Genomic DNA, 18,747 nt, shown 5'->3' with positions numbered 1-18,747 from the left:
AGCGCTGCGGATCCGTCACACGCCGACCGGCTCGCCCGCCGCCGCCGCGATCTCCGCCTCGGCGACGACGCCCGTGACGCGGCGCAGCTTCTTCATCGGGGCCAGCTCGGAGTCGTAGACCTTCTTCACCCCGTCGCCGAGGGCGCCCTCGATGGTGCGGATGTCGCGGACGAGGCGGGTGAGGCCCTGCGGCTCGACGGAGGCGGCCTGGTCGGAGCCCCACATGGCGCGGTCGAGGGTGATGTGCCGCTCGACGAAGCAGGCGCCGAGCGCGACGGCGGCGAGGGTGGTCTGCAGGCCGGTCTCGTGGCCGGAGTAGCCGATCGGGACGTTCGGGTACTCCTTCTCCAGCGTGTTGATCACGCGGAGGTTCAGCTCCTCGGCCTTCGCCGGGTAGGTGGACGTGGCGTGGCACATGACGATGTTGTCGCTGCCCAGCACCTCGACGGCGTGGCGGATCTGCTTCGGCGTCGACATGCCGGTGGACAGGATGACGGTCTTGCCGGTGGCGCGCAGGGCGCGCAGCAGCTCGTCGTCGGTGAGGGAGGCGGAGGCCACCTTGTGGGCGGGTACGTCGAACTTCTCCAGGAAGGCGACGGCCTCGGTGTCCCACGGGGAGGCGAACCAGTCGATGCCCCGGGTGCGGCAGTACTCGTCGATCCGCAGGTACTCGTCCTCGCCGAACTCGACGCGGTGGCGGTAGTCGATGTACGTCATCCGGCCCCACGGCGTGTCCCGCTCGATGTCCCACTGGTCGCGCGGGGTGCAGATCTCGGGGGTGCGCTTCTGGAACTTCACGGCGTCGCAGCCGGCCTCGACGGCGGCGTCGATCAGCTTGAAGGCGTTCTCCAGCTCACCGTTGTGGTTGATGCCGATCTCGCCGCAGATGTAGACGGGGCGGCCGGGGCCGACCTCACGCGAACGGAACATGCGCAGACGGGAGTGGGTGCTCATGGCAGGGGTGTCCTTAACTGGAGAGCTGGGGGAGGTGGGGGGTCTTGGCGGGCTGGGGGAGGGAATCGAGGCGCGGCCCGAGGAGCCAGCCGGCGATCTCGCGGACGGCGCCGGCGCCACCGGGGACGGTGGTGACCGCGCGCGCGGCGCCGCGTACGGCGTCATGGGCGCTCGCGACCGCCACGGGCCAGCCGACGAGGGCGAAGCAGGGCAGGTCGTTGACGTCGTTGCCGACGTAGAGCACGCGTTCCGGCGCGGTGCCCGTTTCCTCGCACCACTGCTTGAGCGCGAGGTCCTTGCGGTCGATGCCGTGCAGCACGGGCAGCCTGAGCTTGCGGGCGCGGGCGGCGACGACCGGGTTCTGTTCCGTGGACAGGATCAGCATCTTCAGGCCGCTGTCGCGCAGGGCGGCGATGCCGAGTCCGTCGCCGCGGTGCACGGAGACGAACTCCCGTCCCTCGGAGTCGATCAGCACCCGGTCGTCGGTCTGGGTGCCGTCGAAGTCGAGGACGACGGCGTCGATGTCCGCGTGGGTGGGAAGGGCGCCGGGCCGGTCGGCGTCGAGGAGCGGCGCGAGGGCGCGGGCCCGGGCGAGGTCGTGCGGGTCGTCGATCTCCAGTACGCGCGCGGGGTCGGTGCGCACGGGTTCCGTACGGCCGAAGAAGCGGTGCCGGTGCTCGCGGAAGCCGGCCGCGTCCATGGCGTAGGCGGCGCCGGTCTCCAGCAGGTCCTGGGGGCGGTCCTGGCGGCGCGGGCGGAAGGACTTGTCGTGGTTGACGCCGTAGCCGCCCTCCGGCGTGTCCGGTGCCTCGCGCCAGAGGAACCCGTGGAACGGCGCCACGGTCACGGCGGTGTCGGCGCCCCGTTCCACGACGGCCGCGGCGACCCCGTCGACGTCGTCGCGGACGAGGAAGGGACTGGTGCACTGCACGAGGAGCACCACGTCCACGGGGACGCCGTGCAGTGTCTCGTGCGCGTCCAGGGCGTGCAGGACCGCGGCCTCGGATGTGGCTGTGTCGCCGGCGATGGCGGCGGGCCGCAGCACGACCTCCGCGCCGGCCTCGCGGGCGGCGGCCGCGATGGCCGGGTCGTCGGTGGAGACGACGACGTCGGTGACGAGCCGTGCGGCGCGGCACTCGCGCACGGCGCGGGCGACCAGCGGGACACCGCCGACGGGGGCCAGGTTCTTCGCGGGGACGCCCTTGGAGCCGCCGCGCGCGGGGATCACGGCGAGCACACGGGGTGACGCCGGCGTGTCGGACATGGGCTCTTCTCCTTGGACTCCAGGGGGCGGGGTCACAGCTCCCCCATCCGCCGGACGACGGGCGCCACGCGCTGCACGCCGTGCCGGTAGGCGCCGCGGGCGGCCCGGCGCACGATCTGCCGGACGGGCCCGGGTGCCCTGTCGGCGGCGGGGGCGCCCGGCAGCGGGCTGCCGTCGGGGGCGAGGTGGTGGCGGGCGAGGATGCCGGGCAGATATCCGGGCGCGGTCTCGCTGGTGTAGTACGGCGTGAGGGGCGGCAGTCCGCCGGGCCGCGCGAGGAGTCCGGCGATCCGTTCGCGGGCGGTGTCGAACGCGGTCGCGTAGTCGCCGTCGGCCGCGACGCCCTGCCGGGCCAGCCACTCGGCGTCCGGTTCGGGCCGGTGTCCGGCGTCGAGCCGGTCCCAGGAGGCCAGGCAGCCGGAGCCGGTGAAGTGGTGGTTGCCGAGCGCCTCGCGCACCCCGAGGTCGGTGAGCACGGCGGTGGGGACACGGCGGTGCAGGGACTCCAGGGCCGCGGTGGAACTCACCGTCACCAGCAGGTCGGTGCGGTCCAGGACCTCGCCCATGTTGCCGTACACCAGGCGGAGGTTGGGCGGCAGCGGGCCCGTCTTCTGCGCCAGCTTCTGGTAGGGCACCTCCTCCAGGTGCGTGGTGTGCTCGCCGGGCCTGGAGCGCAGCTTGAGCAGCACCTCGCGCTCCGGGTGCAGGCGGGCGTGCCGGATCAGCCGGTGCAGCAGATAGGTGCGGTCCGCGCGGCTCTCCGGGACGGAGGGCTGGGCGGCGAACACCACGGTGTACGGGGTGTGTTCGCCGGTGTAGGGCGCGCCGCCGAGGAACGGCAGGGCGACCTCGGTGACCGCGCGGGCGTCGGCGCCCACACCTTCGTACACCGCGCGGAAACGCTCGGCGTCCTGGCGGGAGTTGGCGAGGACGAGGTCGGCGCCGTGCCGCAGCAGCAGGCCGTCGGCGAGCTTCTCGTAGACGACGCCGACATAGCCGGTGACCACGACGGGCCGCTCGGCTCGGCCCTCCCAGGTCCGCCTCAGGCCGTGCAGCATCGCCTGCACCCCGCCGCCGACGAGCGCCAGCACGAGCACGTCGTACGGCTTCTCGCGCAGCTCGCCGAGGAACTGGACGGCACTCACCTCGCGCAGGGAGTCCGCGCGGACGCCGACTTCCTCGAGCTGGCGGGCGGTGGGGGTGGCGCGGCCCCGCAGGAGGTAGCCGTCGAGGCGGACTTCGGCGCCCTCGGGAAGAAGGCGGCGCGCGGTGAGCGCACCCCATTTCCACCGGGTGTCGGAATCCGCGAGAACGGCGACTCGCAGGGTTTTCGTTGCACTGACTGGCACGCCGAAGACGCTAGGAAGGCAGGGAGAGGTGCGGCCCAACCGGAACGCAACAAACGGTTAACAGCATGTCGCCGTACGGCGAATCGGCACGTGAATGGGGTGAGGGCGGGCTGGATTCACGACTCCGCCACGCGTCGTTCACTCCTCGGCAAACCGACGGCAAAGACGCGGGCCGGAACCGCGCCCTAACGTCATCCGCGTGGTCAAGCTCTCCGTCATCGTGCCCTTCTACAACGTGCAGCAATACGCCCCGGCCGCCGTCCGGTCCCTGCGCGCCAACGTCCGGGACGACTTCGAGTTCATCCTGATCGACGACTGTTCGACGGACGGCACGAAGGAAATCCTGGAACGCGCCGAGCGTGAACTTCCCGGCGCGGTACTGATCCGGCGTACCGAGAAAGGGGTGTCCGCCGCACGCAACGCCGGAATCGACGCGGCCCGCGGCGAATATCTGACCTTCATGGACGGAGACGACTACGCCGCTCCCGGTTATTTCGCGCAATTGGTTGATTCCATAGAATCGTTGGGATGCGATTTCGTCCGCACCGACCACGTGCGGTTCACCGGAAGTGAGCGCACCCTGTACCGGGTGCCGTTCGGACCGCGTGACACCGTCGTCGACCCGCGCGCGGTGATCCTCCCGGCGGAGCGCTCCACCCCGGTGGACTACCCGTACTCCTGGGCCGGCGCCTACCACCGGCGGCTGGTCGACGAGGGGCTGCTGCACTTCCCCGAGGATCTGCGCACCGCCGAGGACCGGCCGTGGATCTGGCGGCTGCACCGCAAGGCGAAGTCCTTCGCGGTGCCGAGCGTGTTCGGCATCTTCTACCGGCGGGGCGTCATGTCCTCGCTGACGCAGATCGGCGACACCCGGCAGCTGGACTTCATCCGCTCCTTCGACCGGGTGCTGCTGGAGACCGCGGAGGACCCGGACGCGGCCCTCTTCCTGCCCAAGGCCGTGCGCACCTACTGCGCCATCATCAGCCACCACCTGGCCACCATCGAGAAGTTCGAGGCGCCGGTGGCCCGCAGACTCCGTTCCCTGAGCGCCGCCGCCCTGCGCCGGATGCCGCAGGACCTGCTCGACGACACCCTGGACTCCATGGACCTCGACCGCGCCGCCCGGCTGCGCCGGCTGCGCCTCAGGCCCACGACGGCCTCGGAGGCCGTGGCATGAACGACCGCCGCACCACCCAGATCTTCTGCGCGTCCACCCTGTACGGCGCCGCCACCCTGGCCGCCGCGCTCGACGCCGACTGTTTCGCACCGGCGGACCGGCGGCTGCTGCTGGTCAGCAACAACAGCGCGACCCCCGAGCTGAGTGAGCCCTTCGACGCCACCCCCGCCTTCGCGCACCTGCGGGACCGCTTCGACGGCGTGCTGTCGTGGAACGAGGCCATCGCCCCCTTCCACCCCGGGGGCTGGGCCCCGCGTCCGGACGACCAGATCCTCTGGGAGCGTTACCTGCGGATGCTGTGGGACCTGGGCGACGACCGGATCGAGCTGGCGGTGGAGTCCATCCAGGTCAGCCCGGCGCTGGCGATCTGCCAGGTCTTCGGCGGGGCGCCCGTAGACGTGTACGCGGACGGGCTGATGTCCTACGGCCCGACCCGCTTCAAGATCGACCCGCTGGTGGGGACCCGGGTCCGGCGCGTCCTGCACCTGGACCTGGTGCCGGGCCTCGCGCCGCTGCTGCTCACGGAGTTCGGGGTCGCGCCGGAGATCGTGCCGACGGACGCCTTCCTGAAGGTGCTCGGCGACCTCGGCTCCGCCGGCGAGGAGCTTCCCGCGGTCGAGGGGGCGGCGCTGCTGCTCGGCCAGTACCTGTCCGCGCTGGACATCCTCACCGGCGAGGAGGAGGAAGAGCTCCATGTGCGGATGCTGCGCGGGGCGGTGGCCCTCGGGCACAGGCGTGTGGTGTTCAAGCCGCACCCCTCGGCCCCTGCCCGCTGGTCGCGGGCGCTGGAGCAGGAGGCGGAGCGGCTCGGCGCCGAACTGACCGTGCTGGACACGCCCGTACTGGCCGAGGTGGTGTACCAGCGGATGGGCCCGGCGCTGGTCGTCGGCTGCTTCTCCACGGCGCTGCTGACCGCGTCGGCCCTGTACGGCCTGCCCGTCGCGCGCACCGGCACCGGACTGCTGCTGGAGCGGCTCACCCCGTACGAGAACAGCAACCGGGTCCCGGTCACCATCGTCGACGCGCTGCTGCCCGATCTCGCGGACGGCGACGCCGTGCGCGAGCAGCGGCCGGGTCTGGACGTGGACGCCCTCACCGAGTTGCTGCGGGCGGTCGGCTACGCGATGCAGTCGAAGATCCACCCCGGGCTGCGGCCGGCCGCCGAGCGGTATCTGAGCCGCCGGCTGGACGCGTACACCCGGCGGTACTTCAAGCGCCGCCGGCTGACCTCGCTGGGCCTGCCCGGAGGAGTGCCGGCGCAGCTGGCGTTCCTCCCGCGCAACGCGACCGTGCGCCGGATGGCACGGCGTGCGCGGACGCTGCGGCGGCGGATGGTCCGCCGGGGCGACGCCTGAGCCTCGTGCCGGTGCCGTCCGCTTCGCCGCGGGCGGCGCCCGCAGCGCGGCCGGCGACGGCCGGATGAACTCTCGCGGACGGCCCGGCGAAAGGTCGCCGCGAGGGCTCGAGGCGGCCGGTGGACGCCGTTAGCGTCCGGCTGAGTTGACGAGCTTCGATGAGAGGTCCCCTGTGATCGACACGCCCGCGGACACCCTGGGGAGCGCCGCGGCCGGCCCGGCGGTGCGCACCACGATCCCGCAGCCGCCGGCCAGGCCCCGGGCGGTGCGGCTGCGCGCCCTGGACGGGCTGCGCCTGGTCGCCGCGCTGATGGTGGCGGCCTACCACTACGGCGGCCGGGGCGGCGAGGTCACCAAGGCCTGGGGCAGCTCCCCGCGCTTGCAGTTCCCGACCCTGCACACCCTGTTCGCCTACGGCTGCCTGGGCGTGCAGATCTTCTTCGTCATCAGCGGTTTCGTGATCTGCATGAGCGGCTGGGGCCGGCCTTTGCGTTCGTTCTTCGCCTCCCGCGCCTCCCGGCTGCTGCCGGCCTACTGGGTGGCGATCGTGCTGGTGACGGCCGTGATGGCGCTGCCGGTGCTGACGTACAGGACGGTGTCGGCGAGCGAGACGCTGGTCAACTTCACCATGCTGCAGATGCCGCTCGGCGCCCACCGGGTGCTCGGGGTGTGCTGGACGCTGTGGGCGGAGGTCCGCTTCTACGCCCTGTTCGCGCTGTGCATCGTGCTGCCGGGCGCCACGCGACGCCGGGTGATCCTGTTCTGCGCCTGCTGGACGCTTGCGGCGGCGATCGCGGGCGGGCTGAACCAGCCGGTGCTGGACGCCGTGGTGATGCCGGACTACGCGCCGTTCTTCATCGGCGGCATGGGCCTGTACCTGGTGCACCGCGACCGTCGCGACGCCTACGCCTGGGGCATCACGTTGGTCAGCTGGCTGATCGGCCAGCAGGTCGCGGTGCGCAGCCTGTGGCACCCGGCGACCCCGGACATGTTCTCCTACCGCAGCGCCTACGGCGTCATCCTGGTCGTCACGCTCGGCTTCCTCGCCGTCGCCGCGATCGCGCTGGGCCGGCTGAACCGGGTGGACTGGCGCTGGCTGACCGTCGCGGGCGCGCTGACCTACCCGTTCTACCTGGTCCACGAGCACCTGGGCTGGCCGGTGATCCAGGCCCTGCACCGCGGCCTCGGCATCCCGTCCTCCGGCACGTTCCTGCTCACGGTGGCCATCATGCTGGCGCTGGCGTGGCTGATGAACAAACTGGTGGAGGAGCGCTTCACCCCGAAGCTGAGGGCACTGCTGAACCGGCCCGCGGGCTCGCCCGACGCCTAGGGCCTGTCGTTTGGATCATCCCGGCGTCGCGGGGTCTGGCACGCACATCTGCCGCGTTGTCGTCGGTTGCCAACGCTCCGCGTTGGCGCCCTCCTCCGCCTTGCAGCTGCACGCACCAGACCCCGCTCGGGTTGGCCGAGACGCACCGCAACTCGAGGCCGGCCTGATCCAAACGACAGGCCCTAGACGACGGAGCACCCCTGGGCCACGGACGCCTCTAGGCCAGCGACAGCTTCACCGCGAAGCCGAGGAACAGGGCTCCCGCCGCCGACGTGGCCCCGGCCGCCAGGCGCCTGCGGCGGCGGAAGGCGTCGGCCAGGCGGGTGCCGCCGAATATCAGCAGCGACAGGTAGAGGAAGCTGGCCGTCTGCAGCAGGGCGCCGAGGACGACGAAGGACAGCGCCGGGTAGGCGTAGTGCGGGTCGACGAACTGCACGAAGAAGGAGATCAGGAACAGGATCGCCTTCGGGTTCAGCAGCGAGACCACCAGGGCGCGGCGGTAGGGCCGTTCGTCGGCGGCCATCTGCTCGGCGGACGGCTCGGCGGCGGGCGCCGGCTGCTCACCGCGCGCCTTCCACATCGCCCGGGCCGAGCGCAGCATGCCGTACGCCATCCACGCGAGGTATCCGGCGCCGGCGTACTTCACGACCAGGAAGAGCAGCGGGGTCGTGGTCAGCACGGAGGCCGCGCCGAGCGCCGACAGCGTCATCAGGATCGTGTCCCCGGTGAACACGCCGGCCGCCGCCTTGTACCCGGTGCGGATGCCCTTGCGGGCGGCGACGGACAGCACGTAGAGCGAGTTGGGGCCGGGCAGCAGCACGATCAGCACGAGGCCGGCCAGATAGGTGGGGAGGTCGATGACGCCGAACATGGAAAGGAGTGTCGCACGGGGGTACGACACTCCTCACCGTGGTTTCGGTCACCGGCACGCGGCGCCGGTCAGAACGCGTCCGACGGCACGTACGTGCCCCACACCTCGCGCAGCGCGTTGCAGACCTCGCCGACCGTGGCACGGGCGCGCAGGGCGTCCTTCATCGGGTAGAGGACGTTGTCCTCGCCCTCCGCGGCCTTCTTCAGGGCGGCGAGAGCCGAGTCCACCGCCGCCTGGTCGCGCTCGGCGCGCAGCTTCGCCAGGCGCTCCGCCTGCTGGGCCTCGATCGACGGGTCGACGCGCAGCGGCTCGTACGGCTCCTCCTCGTCGAGCTGGAAGCGGTTGACGCCGACCACGACCCGCTCGCCGTTGTCGGTCTCCTGGGCGATGCGGTAGGCGTTGCGCTCGATCTCGCTCTTCTGGAAGCCGTGCTCGATCGCGTTGACCGCGCCGCCGAGGTCCTCGACCTTGCCCATCAGCTCCAGCGCCGCCGCCTCGACCTCGTCGGTCATCTTCTCGATGACGTAGGAGCCGGCGAAGGGGTCGACCGTCGCGGTGACGTCGGTCTCGTAGGCGAGCACCTGCTGGGTGCGCAGGGCGAGGCGGGCGGACTTGTCGGTGGGGAGGGCGATCGCCTCGTCGAAGGAGTTCGTGTGCAGCGACTGCGTGCCGCCGAGGACAGCGGCGAGGCCCTGCACGGCCACGCGGACCAGGTTGACCTCCGGCTGCTGCGCGGTGAGCTGCACACCCGCCGTCTGCGTGTGGAAGCGCAGCATCATCGACTTCGGGTTCTTCGCCCCGAACTCGTCCTTCATCACCCGCGCCCAGATCCGGCGCGCGGCGCGGAACTTGGCGACCTCCTCCAGGATCGTGGTCCGGGCGACGAAGAAGAAGGACAGGCGGGGCGCGAAGTCGTCGACGTCCATGCCGGCCGCGACGGCCGTGCGGACGTACTCGATGCCGTCGGCGAGGGTGAAGGCGATCTCCTGCGCGGGGGATGCGCCGGCCTCGGCCATGTGGTAGCCGGAGATCGAGATCGTGTTCCACTTCGGGATCTCGGCCTTGCAGTACTTGAAGATGTCGGCGATCAGGCGCAGCGACGGCTTGGGCGGGAAGATGTACGTGCCGCGCGCGATGTACTCCTTCAGCACGTCGTTCTGGATCGTGCCGGTCAGCTTGTCGGCGCTGACGCCCTGCTCCTCGGCCACCAGTTGGTACAGCAGCAGCAGGAGGGAGGCGGGCGCGTTGATCGTCATCGACGTGGACACCTTGTCCAGCGGGATGCCGTCGAACAGCACCCGCATGTCGTCGACCGAGTCGATCGCCACGCCGACCTTGCCGACCTCGCCGTGCGCGATCGGCGCGTCGGAGTCGTGGCCCATCTGGGTGGGCAGGTCGAAGGCGACCGACAGGCCCATGGTGCCGTTGGCGATCAGCTGCTTGTAGCGGGCGTTGGACTCCACCGCCGTGCCGAAACCGGCGTACTGGCGCATGGTCCACGGCCGGCCGGTGTACATCGACGGGTAGACACCGCGAGTGAAGGGGTACGAGCCGGGCTCGCCCAGCTTCTCGGCCGGGTCCCAGCCCGCCAGCACCCCTGGCCCGTACACCGGCTCGATGGGCAGTCCGGACTCCGACTCGCGTGCCATGGTGTGCCTCCGCACTACATCTGTTACTCGCCAGTAGAAACCAACCCTTGCCACGGACTGTAGCGACGGCCGTGCGCCCGGTGCAGTGCCCCACGCTGGGACCTTGCTCACAACGATGCCGCGCCGTTCGCGAGGCGTCACGCCTGGAAAGCATCTGAAGGACACCAACCCTTCAGCGGTGAGACGGCGGGGGTCCGCGATGCGTATCAGGGGCATGATCAGATCGGTCGGCGCGGGGGCCGCCGTGGCGGCGGTGGTGGTGACGCTCGGCGGCTGCACCGTGCAGGGCACGGGCGGCGGACAGCGTTCACCGGTCCACGTGGACCTGCCGGGTACGTCCTCGCCGTCGCGCGGGCCGTCGGCGCCCTCGTCCGGCGACTCCACCGGCTCCCCGGACTCCCCCGACGGCAAGCCGAGTGCCGCGGCGCGGGTGCTGCTCGCGCCCGGGGACACCGGGCGGCAGGTGCGCGAACTCCAGGCCCGGCTGCGGCAGGTGGCGTGGCTGTTCGACGGCCCGACCGGCGGCTACGACGATCTCACCGAGCAGGCCGTCAAGGGCTTCCAGGGCAAACGCGGACTGCCGCGCACCGGCCGGGTCGACACGGTGACCTGGCAGCGGCTGCTGCGGATGACGCACGAACCCGGCACCTGGGAGCTGTATCTGATGGGAGGTCAGCCGGCCGCGGCTCCGGATCCGCGCTGTCTGACCGGGCGGGTGCTGTGCATCAGCAAGTCCAGCCGCACCCTGCGCTGGATGATCGACGGCCGGACGGTGTCGGCCATGTCGGTCCGCTTCGGCTCGCAGTACACGCCGACCCGGGAGGGCGTCTTCCACGTGTACTGGAAGTCCCGGCACCACGTGTCGACGCTGTACGACTCGCCGATGCCGTACGCGATGTTCTTCAGTGGCGGCCAGGCGGTGCACTACTCCTACGACTTCGCCGCCCGGGGCTACGCCGGTGGCTCGCACGGCTGTGTCAACGTTCGGGACGAGACGGCGATCGCGGCGCTCTTCGCGCAGGTCCGCACCGGCGACAAGGTCGTCGTGTACTGGTGACACCGGGAGACCGGAGGGAGAGAGACGGGCGCGGGCGGGACCGGGGGAACGTGCCCCGCCCGCGCCAGGTGCACGAGCCGTGGGTACGGGGGGAACCCCGGCTCAGTGCGACGGCCGATGACCAGTCGGCTCACTCATTACTGCGCCGCTGCGGCAGAAAACGTCACACCCTGCCCGAAATTTTTTCTACGACTTACATAATCCCAGGTCAGATGGGGTGAGCCGGGCTCGTCACCTGGCTGTCCCGGCCGTTGCCGGCGGGGTGGTGACCCGCACCGGAGCCCCCGCGACCGGCGGCACCGCCGGAACCCTTGGAGGGACCTGCGCCCTTCGAGCCGCCGCCCGATCCCTTCGGAGCGCCGGAACCCTTCGAGCCGCCGTGCCCGTGACCGTGGCCGCCCGAGGGGCCGTGACCGTGGCCGCCGGATCTGCCGTGGCCGTCGTCGTCACCGCCCTGGCCGCCGCCGTCCTTGCCGCCGCCTTTGGCACCGCCGTTGCCGCCACCCTTGGCGCCGCCGTTGCCGCCGTTGCCGCCACCTTTGGCACCACCGTTGCCGCCGTTGCCGCCGCCGTTGCCGCCGCCCTGGCCGCCGTTGCCCTTGCCGCCCTGACCGGCGTTGCCGGTGCCGCCGCCGTTCTCGCCGCCCTTGCCGGACGGGTCCTTGCCCGCGCCGGTGGTGCCGCGGACGCCTCCGCCCTGCGTGCTGCCCGTGCCGTCCTGACCGGCTCCCGGGGCTTCGAGGACCGTCTTGCAGTACGCGCCCACGCGCGGGGCGCCGCCCGCCGCCGTCTCCAGGGCGTGCCGGCGGTCGCCGTCGAGGCCGTGGCCGCCCCGCAGGTCCTGGCAGGCCTCGGTGATACGGCGTCGCAAGGCGTCGGCGCCACGGCCGGCTGCGGGGTCGGGGTCGCCCGCGGTGTCGCGCCGGCCGTCCTGCCCGGTGCCGGAGCCCGCGGTGCCGCCGGAGGAGTCCGTCCCGGTGCCGTCCGGCGACGGTGAGCCCTCGGCGGTGGCGTCGGCCGACACCGACACGCGGGGATCGGGCTCGGCGCCGCCGAACGCCGGGAGGACCCCGGTGCCGGCCGCGACGGCGACGCCGCCGACGGTCCCGGCGGCCACGACGGCGCACAGCGCCAGCCGCAGCGGGCGGCCCCAGCGGGGGCGACGGCCGGCCGGGCGCCCGGCAGCGATCCGGACGACACCGTTGTCCGCGGCGTGGGTGGCACCGGCGTGCGTGCCGCGCGCCTCGCGGAAGGCGGCCAGGGCCGCGTTCTCACCGGCGAGCTCGGTGCCGGCGTTCTCGGGTACGGCGGACAGCGCGCCCAGGGCCCGGGCGATCCGTTCGGCCGGCTCACGGGCGTCGGCGGGGACGGCGTCCAGCGGCTCTCCGCGCAGCAGACGCTCGGCAGTCTCGCGGTCCAGCCACCTGTACTGCTCGTCGGCCATCACATGTCCTTCTGCGTCCGCGCCCATCGTTGCGTCACACCGGCGGACGTCACCGCGCGGGTGCGCGGTTCTCTCTGCGGCGGCAGCCCGCCGAGCCCGCCGGCCGACTCCGGATCACCGTCCGGGCGCTCCCCGAGCAGCTCGGCGAGCTTCTTCAGGCCGCGGTGCGCGGCGGTGCGCACGGCGCCCGGCCGTTTGCCGAGGGTCTGCGCGGCGGTCTTGGCGTCGAGGCCGACGACCACACGCAGCACGACGGCTTCGGCCTGGTCCTGGGGCAGCCGGGCGATGAGCGAGAGGGTGCGGTCGGTGGCCAGCGCCTCCATGGCCTCACCCGCGGTGTCGGACTCCGCGGGGCGGCCGGTCAGCTCGGTCTCGTCGCCGCCGACGGCGGGGCGGCGGCCGCGCATGCGTATGTGGTCCAGCGCCCGGTTGCGCGCGATCCGGGCGGCCCAGCCGCGGAAGCGGTCGGCGTCTCCCTCGAACCGCTCCAGATCGCGGGCGATCTGCAGCCAGGCCTCGGAGGCGACGTCTTCCGCTTCGAAGTCGCCGACGAGCGTCCTGACGTATCCGAGCAGCCGCGGGTGCACGGTGCGGTACACGGTACGGAACGCGGTCTCGTCCCCGCCCTGCGCCGCACGCACCGCGGCTGTCAGCTCCGCGTCGTCCCCCAGCACCCTGGTTCCTCGATCGATGGTCGCGGTTCAAGACCGCAGGTGGTCGCGGTGGTCCGGGCCCCCCGCGGTCCGGCGCGAAAGGCACGTTACGGCCTTAAACCACTGCTCGTCCATGCAGGTCCGGGATGCAACCATCTCGTGACGCGCACGGATGCCGACGGGGTGTGACAGAAAAGGCACGCTCGGCGCTGTAGGAAGTACGGGCCGCCGCGCGGCCCGTGTCGCGCGACGGCCGGGGCCTCTCCTGTGGGGGGTGGCGGCCCCGGCCGTTGCCTTGGCGGCACGACACACCGGTGACAGCGGCATCCGCCCGCTCCCGGGTGGCCTATTTCTTCGGTTCCTGCGTCTTCCCGCTCCCGCGTTGCGGCGGCGTGCCGTGGGCGTCCGGCTGACCGCCGTGCTCGGTGCCGTGGCCCGGCTGAGCGGGCCGGCCAGCCGTGCTCGGGTGGGCGGCCGGGCTCGCGCCCGGGTGTGCGAGCTGCTCGGCGCAGTACCCGTCGACCCGGTCCGCGCCACCGGCGGCCGCGACCAGCCGCTGCCAGGCGGTGGCGTCGAGTGCCTTGCCGTTCTTGTGGCCCCGCTGCCAGGTGCGGCAGTGGGCCTCGGTGTCCCGGGCCGTCCCGGGCCGGTCGGGGCGGCCCGGCGGCCCGGTGCGGAGCGGGCCGGCGGAGGTGCCGGGCGCCGTACCGGTGGCCGTGTCCGCCGTGTGGCCGGGGGCACTGGTGACGGGCCGGGTGCCGGGGCGGTCGCCGTCCGGGCCGCCGGGGCCGTCGGAGGAGGAGCCGGGGGTGCCGATCGCCGCGAAGGCGACACCGCCGAGGGTGATGCTCGCCGCCAGCACGGAGAGCACGGTCCTCAGCGAGCGCCGGGGGCGCCGCGCGCGGGGCCGCCAGTCGTCGCGCCGCCGGGTGCCGGCCCGGTGGGCGCCCGCGTCGCGGGCCGCGCGGAACGCGGCCACGGCGCGCTGCTCGGCGTCCGGGTCGACCGCACCGCTCAGGATCGCGGCGGCCAGCAGGTCTTCCAGCGCGAGGTGGTCACCTCGGACCGTGCGCCGCCCGGGAGACAGCGGGGAGCCGGATGTGCCGTGCTCGGCGGCCGGCGCCGGGGCGTCGTCGGGGGCGTGGGTCGCGGACGCGGGCGCGCCAGGGTGGGTGTGCCGGCGAGTGTGCGGCTCGCCGCCCCTGTGCGTGTCACCCATGTCCGTGTCCGTCCCTTTCCGGCCGGCCCGCTGGGCCGGGCCTGTGCTGTGGGGTGTACGGCCCGCAGCCGCCACCGTTCATTTCGACTCCCCCAGCGTCCGGGAAGCCTCATCCGTCACACCTTCGTCCGCCTGGGCCGCCACGCCCAGTTGCCGGGCGAGCCGCCGCAGCCCTCGGTGGGCGGCGGTGCGGACCGCGCCCGGGCGCTTGCCGAGGACCCGTGCCGTCGCCGGGCCGTCGAGCCCGACGACCACCCGTAGCAGCACCGCCTCGGCCTGGTCGCGGGGCAGCCCGCGCACGAGGGCGAGCGTCTCCTCGGTGGAGAGCGACTCCAGCGCCTGGTCGTGCGTGCTGTGCGGCCCGGGCAGCTCCAGCAGCTCCGGGTCCAGGGCCGCCGGCCGGGGCCGGGAGCGCCGGCGGCGCAGATGGTCCAGCGCCCGGTGCCGGGCGATGGTGGCCGTCCAGCCGCGGAAGCCCGCGCCGTCGCCCTTGAACCGCCCGAGGTCGCGGGCTATCTCCAGCCAGGCGTCGGAGGCGACGTCCTCGGCGTCCTCCCCCACCAGGCCGCGCAGATAACCGAGCAGGCCGGGCTGCACGATCCGGTACGCGACCGCGAAAGCGGCCTCGTCACCGCCCTGGGCCCGTGCGACCGCCGCGCCCAGCTCCCCGTCGTACGCCTGCGCACGCCGAGGTTCAGCTCCCTGGCCCAAGTCCGCCCTCGTTCGTCGTCCACGCCTCCACGGTCATCAGCGTCGCGGCTCACAGAAGTGTCACAGCACGTCAGGCGGCCTCCCGCCGGGACCGGCCGTGCAGGGTGAGGTGGAAGGTCCGCAGCGAGTCCTCGGGGGCGCCGGCCGTGAAGCGATTGAGGACCTTGCCGAGCGGGTTCCGGACCCGGCCGTCGGGCATCCGCACCCCGACCGCCTGCCCGAAGCAGCGGCACTGGTCTGCGTCGAGGTCCACCCAGGCCGCGCCCGTCCGGGGCACCAGCACCTCCCCGACGTACGCGCCGAGCCGGACGGTGTCAGTCGGACGCCGTCGCGTCCCGGCACAGCAGGCGCAGCGAGCCGTGGCCGGCGTAGACGCGGTGCGCCTCGTCCACCGGGTCCCAGAGCTTGCCGTCCGGGGTGCGCACCCAGTGGTCGCCGCCGCTCGCCCACCACTCGGCGCCGGCCTGGCGGACGATCACCTCACCGGCGTAGGCGCCGAAGCCGCGCAGCACGGTCGCCACGGCGGCTTCGGGCGCGCCCTCCCGCCGTATCTCCTCGATCATCCGGTCGACGCGCCACAGGCTCTGCGCCGAGTAGTCGAGGTGGAGGCGGGCGCCCTCGCGCATGGTGGCCACCACGTCGGCCGCCCATCGCGCCGGTTTGGCGGCGGCCTGCGGTCTGCCGTCCCGCCCGGGCGTCCGCTGGTGCCAGGTCGTGTACTGGGAGGTAACAGTCGTCACGTACCCAAGAGCGCGCCCGGCCGGTGCGGTGTCACGGGTTTCCGGGGTGTTCCGCGAACCGGTGCGAGTCCGCCCCAGCGCCCCCGCACGACGGCCACAGGACCCGCCCACGGCAGCGGGTTTGAGCGTACGGCTGCGGGGTTCAGGCCCCCTTGTCCGGACCGGCGGCGGGGCTCGGTCCGTCCGCCGGGCCGGCCCTGGTACTCAGGACCGTCCGCCGGGCCGGCCCGCCGCGGTCAGGCCCGTCCGCGGGGCCGGCGGTCTGGGGTCAGGCCCGTCCGCGGGACCGGCGGTCTGGGGTCAGGCCCGTCCGCGGGACCGGCGGTCTCGGGTCAGGCCCGTCCGCGGGACCGGCGTGAGACCACCGCGCGCAGTACCCGGCGGCCCTCGGTGGAGACGTCCAGGGCCCGGCGCAGGCCGGACGTGCCGTGCTCGGCGAGGACTTCGAGGACGGTGACCTGGCGGCGCAGTTCGGCGGCGACCAGCGGGGAGATACCGTCCGTACGGCCCTGGCGGCGCGCGTCGACGCCGGAGGTGTCCTCGGCGGGGTCGAGCAACCGGTGGATCTGCAGCGAGGCGACCGAGCAGGCGTCCGCCCACACCCGCACCTGCGGGGCGAACCGCTCGTCGGGCGCGGCGGCGAGCATCCGCTGGGCCAGCAGGGTCGCCTCGTCGCCGGCACCGCCCGACACCGCGAGTCTGCCGCGCGCCGCGTCGAGCAGGTCGCCCCAGGCGCCGCCGGCGTCGTCGGCGAGGTTGCCCCACAGGGGTCGCAGGGTCTCGTCGTCGCCGCCCAGCAGGGGCAGGCACCGATCCAAACAAGCCAGTCCGCTCGCGGCCAGCCCGCGTTCGTCAGCCTGCGAGATGAGATCCACCAGGCTCATCCACGCCTCCCTCGACGGGGCGCCATCCCTTACGGAGCCCGCACTTCCCCTTACTGCGTGCGACGCCCGCGCAGTGTCACAGGGGTACCACACCGAGCAGGTCGGGGAGGGCGAAGAAGAGATTTTCGGCCAGCGGATCAGGGGCGGCCAGGGGCAAACGGGCCGACCGTCCGCCGATGCCGGCCGGCCAAGGGCGTGAACCGCGCCCGGATCCGCCGGCAGTGCGGCTCCCTCGCGTCCGCCATGCCTCCCCGAGCGTCCACCCCGCATCACGAAACTCTCCCGTGCGGGTGAAATCCGGGCATCCGTCGGACACACCGTGACCACTCTCGATAACGTGGTGTCACATCTCTCACATGATCCCCTGCCGACCCACACATCACCCACGCCGAGGACTCACGCTGCCCGCGCACCGTCTTCCCCGTCTCCCCGGCCGAGTCGCCATACCGGCACTGCCCGAGCAGCCGCGCGTCCCGCGGCCGCCGGCCGGCCTGGAGGACTTCAACGACGCGCCCGCCGACCAGGCAGTGCGCGCCCTGCTGTGCTGCCTGCGCAGCCTGCGCTGGGCGCGCCGTATCGCCGACCACCGTCCGTATCCCACGCTGGACGCGCTGCTGGCCGCATCCGACGAGGCCGCCTACGACCTCGCGCCCACCGATCTGGCGGAGGCGCTGACCGCTGAGACCCTGCCTCCGCTGCCCGACGACACCTACGGAGCGGCGCACACGGCCCTCACGGCCGCGAACGCGGCCTACGAGGCCAGATTCGGACACACGTTCGTCATCTGCCTGGGTGATGTCGCGCCCCACGAGGCCCTCGACTACGTCCTGGAAGCGATCCGGTCACGTTTGGCGAACGATCCCGAGGAGGAACGGGTGGTGGCGGCAGAGGAACTCCGGCGCCTCGCGAAGGAGCGGCTGCTGGAGACACTCCGGGGCACGGGGCTCCAGTCCGATGTGCGGCTTCCGCCGCGTGGGCGCGACCAGTCACTGACGGCCCACACCCGGCAAATGCACGGAAACCAGGCACCTCATCAGCCGCACTAGCCCACCCGTACCTCTTTGCGTGCCAGTTTGATCACACCGGGGGACCCCGGCGAGGCCCAGCGCCGGCGCATCGCTACGATGCTGGGGGCCGGTGGACCGTACCCGGCCGGGCCCGACCGACACCGAAGCCGGCGCGGCCCCAACCCCCGCTCCCGGAGGAAACTTCCGTGCCGGCTGGAACGCTGTACCGCGGCCGGGAAGGAATGTGGTCCTGGGTGGCTCATCGAGTCACCGGCGTCCTCATTTTCTTCTTCCTGTTCGTTCACGTGCTGGACACCGCTCTCGTGCGTGTCTCCCCCGAGGACTACGACAAGGTCGTAGCCACCTACAAGACGCCGATCGTCGCCTGCCTTGAGTACGGCCTCGTCGCCGCCATCCTCTTCCACGCGCTCAACGGCCTCCGCGTCATCGCCGTCGACTTCTGGTCCAAGGGCCCGCGCTACCAGAAGCAGATGCTCTGGACCGTCGTGGGCATCTGGGTCGTGCTGATGATCGGGGCGATCTACCCCGTCCTCGGCCACGCCGCTCGTGTTCTGTTCGGGAGCTGACGCGCATGTCCACCACTGAATCCACCGCTGCCGGCATCGGCCCGGTCGAGGGCGGAGCCGTCTACTCCGTCGACAACCCGGCGCCCTTCATCGAGGCCCCGCGCAAGCGCACCAAGAAGACCCCGAAGTCGACCCGGGGCAACTTCGAGATGGCGGCCTGGCTCTTCATGCGCCTGTCCGGCGTCGTGCTCGTCGTCCTGGTCATCGGCCACCTGCTGATCCAGCTCGTGCTGGACGGCGGCGTGTCCAAGATCGGCTTCGCCTTCGTGGCCGGCCGCTGGGCGTCGCCGTTCTGGCAGGTCTGGGACCTGCTGATGCTGTGGCTGGCGATGCTGCACGGCGCGAACGGCCTGCGCACGGTCATCAACGACTACGCGGAGCGCGCGAACACCCGCCTGTGGCTCAAGGGCCTGCTCTACACCGCCACGGTGTTCACCATCCTGCTGGGCACGCTGGTGATCTTCACCTTCGACCCGAACATCCGCTAGGCACGGGG

18 protein-coding genes and 1 pseudogene are annotated in these 18,747 nt (G+C 72.7%); 7 read left to right on the top strand and 12 right to left on the bottom strand.

From position 1 onward, the window contains the following. Nucleotides 1-15: 15 nt before the first annotated feature. Genes ACZ64A_RS20410 through ACZ64A_RS20400 form a run of 3 tightly spaced genes read right to left on the bottom strand, consistent with a single transcriptional unit; the run spans nt 16 to nt 3,567 of the window. Nucleotides 16-954 carry an N-acetylneuraminate synthase family protein gene (locus ACZ64A_RS20410; protein WP_469811857.1) on the bottom strand — a complete coding sequence of 313 codons (939 nt, stop codon included), beginning with the start codon at nt 952-954 and terminating at the stop codon, nt 16-18. Nucleotides 955-967: 13 nt separating this feature from the next. Continuing rightward, the gene (locus tag ACZ64A_RS20405; RefSeq protein ID WP_469811856.1) at nt 968-2,218 is read right to left on the bottom strand and encodes a cytidylyltransferase domain-containing protein; all 1,251 of its coding nucleotides are present in this window, start codon (nt 2,216-2,218) and stop codon (nt 968-970) included. Nucleotides 2,219-2,250: 32 nt separating this feature from the next. Next, nucleotides 2,251-3,567, bottom strand: coding sequence for a DUF6716 putative glycosyltransferase (locus ACZ64A_RS20400; RefSeq protein ID WP_469811855.1), 1,317 nt, complete (start codon nt 3,565-3,567; stop codon nt 2,251-2,253). A 199-nt stretch (nt 3,568-3,766) separates the two neighbouring features. On the opposite strand from ACZ64A_RS20400, the gene ACZ64A_RS20395 reads away from it, so the two are divergent. From ACZ64A_RS20395 to ACZ64A_RS20385, 3 genes are all read left to right on the top strand, one after another. Further along, a complete protein-coding gene (locus ACZ64A_RS20395; protein ID WP_469811853.1) occupies nt 3,767-4,744 on the top strand; it encodes a glycosyltransferase family 2 protein in 978 nt (325 codons plus the stop codon). Beyond that, nucleotides 4,741-6,099, top strand: a complete 1,359-nt coding sequence (locus ACZ64A_RS20390; RefSeq protein ID WP_469811852.1) for a polysialyltransferase family glycosyltransferase — start codon at nt 4,741-4,743, stop codon at nt 6,097-6,099. Before ACZ64A_RS20395 ends, ACZ64A_RS20390 begins: the two co-directional genes overlap by 4 nt. Nucleotides 6,100-6,271: 172 nt before the next feature. Beyond that, nucleotides 6,272-7,429, top strand: a complete 1,158-nt coding sequence (locus ACZ64A_RS20385) for an acyltransferase family protein (RefSeq protein WP_469811851.1) — start codon at nt 6,272-6,274, stop codon at nt 7,427-7,429. 217 nt (nt 7,430-7,646) lie between these two features. On the opposite strand, the gene leuE is transcribed toward ACZ64A_RS20385, so the two are convergent. After that, nucleotides 7,647-8,300: a leucine efflux protein LeuE gene (leuE, locus tag ACZ64A_RS20380; RefSeq protein ID WP_469811850.1), complete on the bottom strand. Its 654-nt coding sequence runs from the start codon at nt 8,298-8,300 to the stop codon at nt 7,647-7,649. 68 nt (nt 8,301-8,368) lie between these two features. Continuing rightward, on the bottom strand, nt 8,369-9,949 hold the full coding sequence (locus ACZ64A_RS20375) for an acyl-CoA mutase large subunit family protein (protein ID WP_469811849.1): 1,581 nt from the start codon (nt 9,947-9,949) through the stop codon (nt 8,369-8,371). Between the two features lie 214 nt (nt 9,950-10,163). Here ACZ64A_RS20375 and ACZ64A_RS20370 point away from each other — a divergent pair, with 214 nt between their 5' ends. Further along, nucleotides 10,164-11,006, top strand: coding sequence for a L,D-transpeptidase family protein (locus tag ACZ64A_RS20370; protein ID WP_469811847.1), 843 nt, complete (start codon nt 10,164-10,166; stop codon nt 11,004-11,006). A 208-nt stretch (nt 11,007-11,214) separates the two neighbouring features. Here ACZ64A_RS20370 and ACZ64A_RS20365 read toward each other — a convergent pair whose 3' ends face one another. From ACZ64A_RS20365 to ACZ64A_RS20335, 7 genes and pseudogenes are all read right to left on the bottom strand, one after another. Beyond that, complete coding sequence (locus ACZ64A_RS20365) at nt 11,215-12,450, bottom strand: hypothetical protein (RefSeq protein ID WP_469811846.1); 1,236 nt, start codon at nt 12,448-12,450, stop codon at nt 11,215-11,217. Then, entirely contained in the window at nt 12,450-13,124 is a 675-nt protein-coding gene (locus ACZ64A_RS20360) for an RNA polymerase sigma factor (protein WP_469811845.1), read from the bottom strand. Before ACZ64A_RS20360 ends, ACZ64A_RS20365 begins: the two co-directional genes overlap by 1 nt. A gap of 325 nt (nt 13,125-13,449) precedes the next feature. Beyond that, the gene (locus ACZ64A_RS20355; protein ID WP_469811844.1) at nt 13,450-14,322 is read right to left on the bottom strand and encodes a hypothetical protein; all 873 of its coding nucleotides are present in this window, start codon (nt 14,320-14,322) and stop codon (nt 13,450-13,452) included. A gap of 78 nt (nt 14,323-14,400) precedes the next feature. Continuing rightward, on the bottom strand, nt 14,401-15,033 hold the full coding sequence (locus ACZ64A_RS20350; RefSeq protein ID WP_469811842.1) for an RNA polymerase sigma factor: 633 nt from the start codon (nt 15,031-15,033) through the stop codon (nt 14,401-14,403). A gap of 70 nt (nt 15,034-15,103) precedes the next feature. Continuing rightward, nucleotides 15,104-15,337 (bottom strand): annotated as a pseudogene (locus tag ACZ64A_RS20345) (hypothetical protein); the annotation flags it as partial. A 10-nt stretch (nt 15,338-15,347) separates the two neighbouring features. Continuing rightward, the gene (locus ACZ64A_RS20340) at nt 15,348-15,773 is read right to left on the bottom strand and encodes a hypothetical protein (RefSeq protein WP_469811840.1); all 426 of its coding nucleotides are present in this window, start codon (nt 15,771-15,773) and stop codon (nt 15,348-15,350) included. A 332-nt stretch (nt 15,774-16,105) separates the two neighbouring features. After that, nucleotides 16,106-16,657 carry a hypothetical protein gene (locus tag ACZ64A_RS20335; protein ID WP_469811839.1) on the bottom strand — a complete coding sequence of 184 codons (552 nt, stop codon included), beginning with the start codon at nt 16,655-16,657 and terminating at the stop codon, nt 16,106-16,108. Between the two features lie 356 nt (nt 16,658-17,013). Between ACZ64A_RS20335 and ACZ64A_RS20330 the strand changes: the two genes are divergently transcribed. From ACZ64A_RS20330 to ACZ64A_RS20320, 3 genes are all read left to right on the top strand, one after another. Beyond that, nucleotides 17,014-17,703, top strand: coding sequence for a 2-oxo-4-hydroxy-4-carboxy-5-ureidoimidazoline decarboxylase (locus ACZ64A_RS20330; protein WP_469811838.1), 690 nt, complete (start codon nt 17,014-17,016; stop codon nt 17,701-17,703). Nucleotides 17,704-17,870: 167 nt separating this feature from the next. After that, nucleotides 17,871-18,251 carry a succinate dehydrogenase, cytochrome b556 subunit gene (gene sdhC / locus ACZ64A_RS20325; RefSeq protein WP_469811836.1) on the top strand — a complete coding sequence of 127 codons (381 nt, stop codon included), beginning with the start codon at nt 17,871-17,873 and terminating at the stop codon, nt 18,249-18,251. 5 nt (nt 18,252-18,256) lie between these two features. Further along, a complete protein-coding gene (locus ACZ64A_RS20320) occupies nt 18,257-18,739 on the top strand; it encodes a succinate dehydrogenase hydrophobic membrane anchor subunit (RefSeq protein WP_469811835.1) in 483 nt (160 codons plus the stop codon). Nucleotides 18,740-18,747: the final 8 nt, after the last annotated feature.

The sequence above is a fragment of the Streptomyces sp. NPDC104814 genome (genome assembly GCF_055583185.1).
The sequence above is the reverse complement of the archived record's forward strand: the minus strand, read 5'-3'. Positions and strand labels throughout refer to the sequence as shown.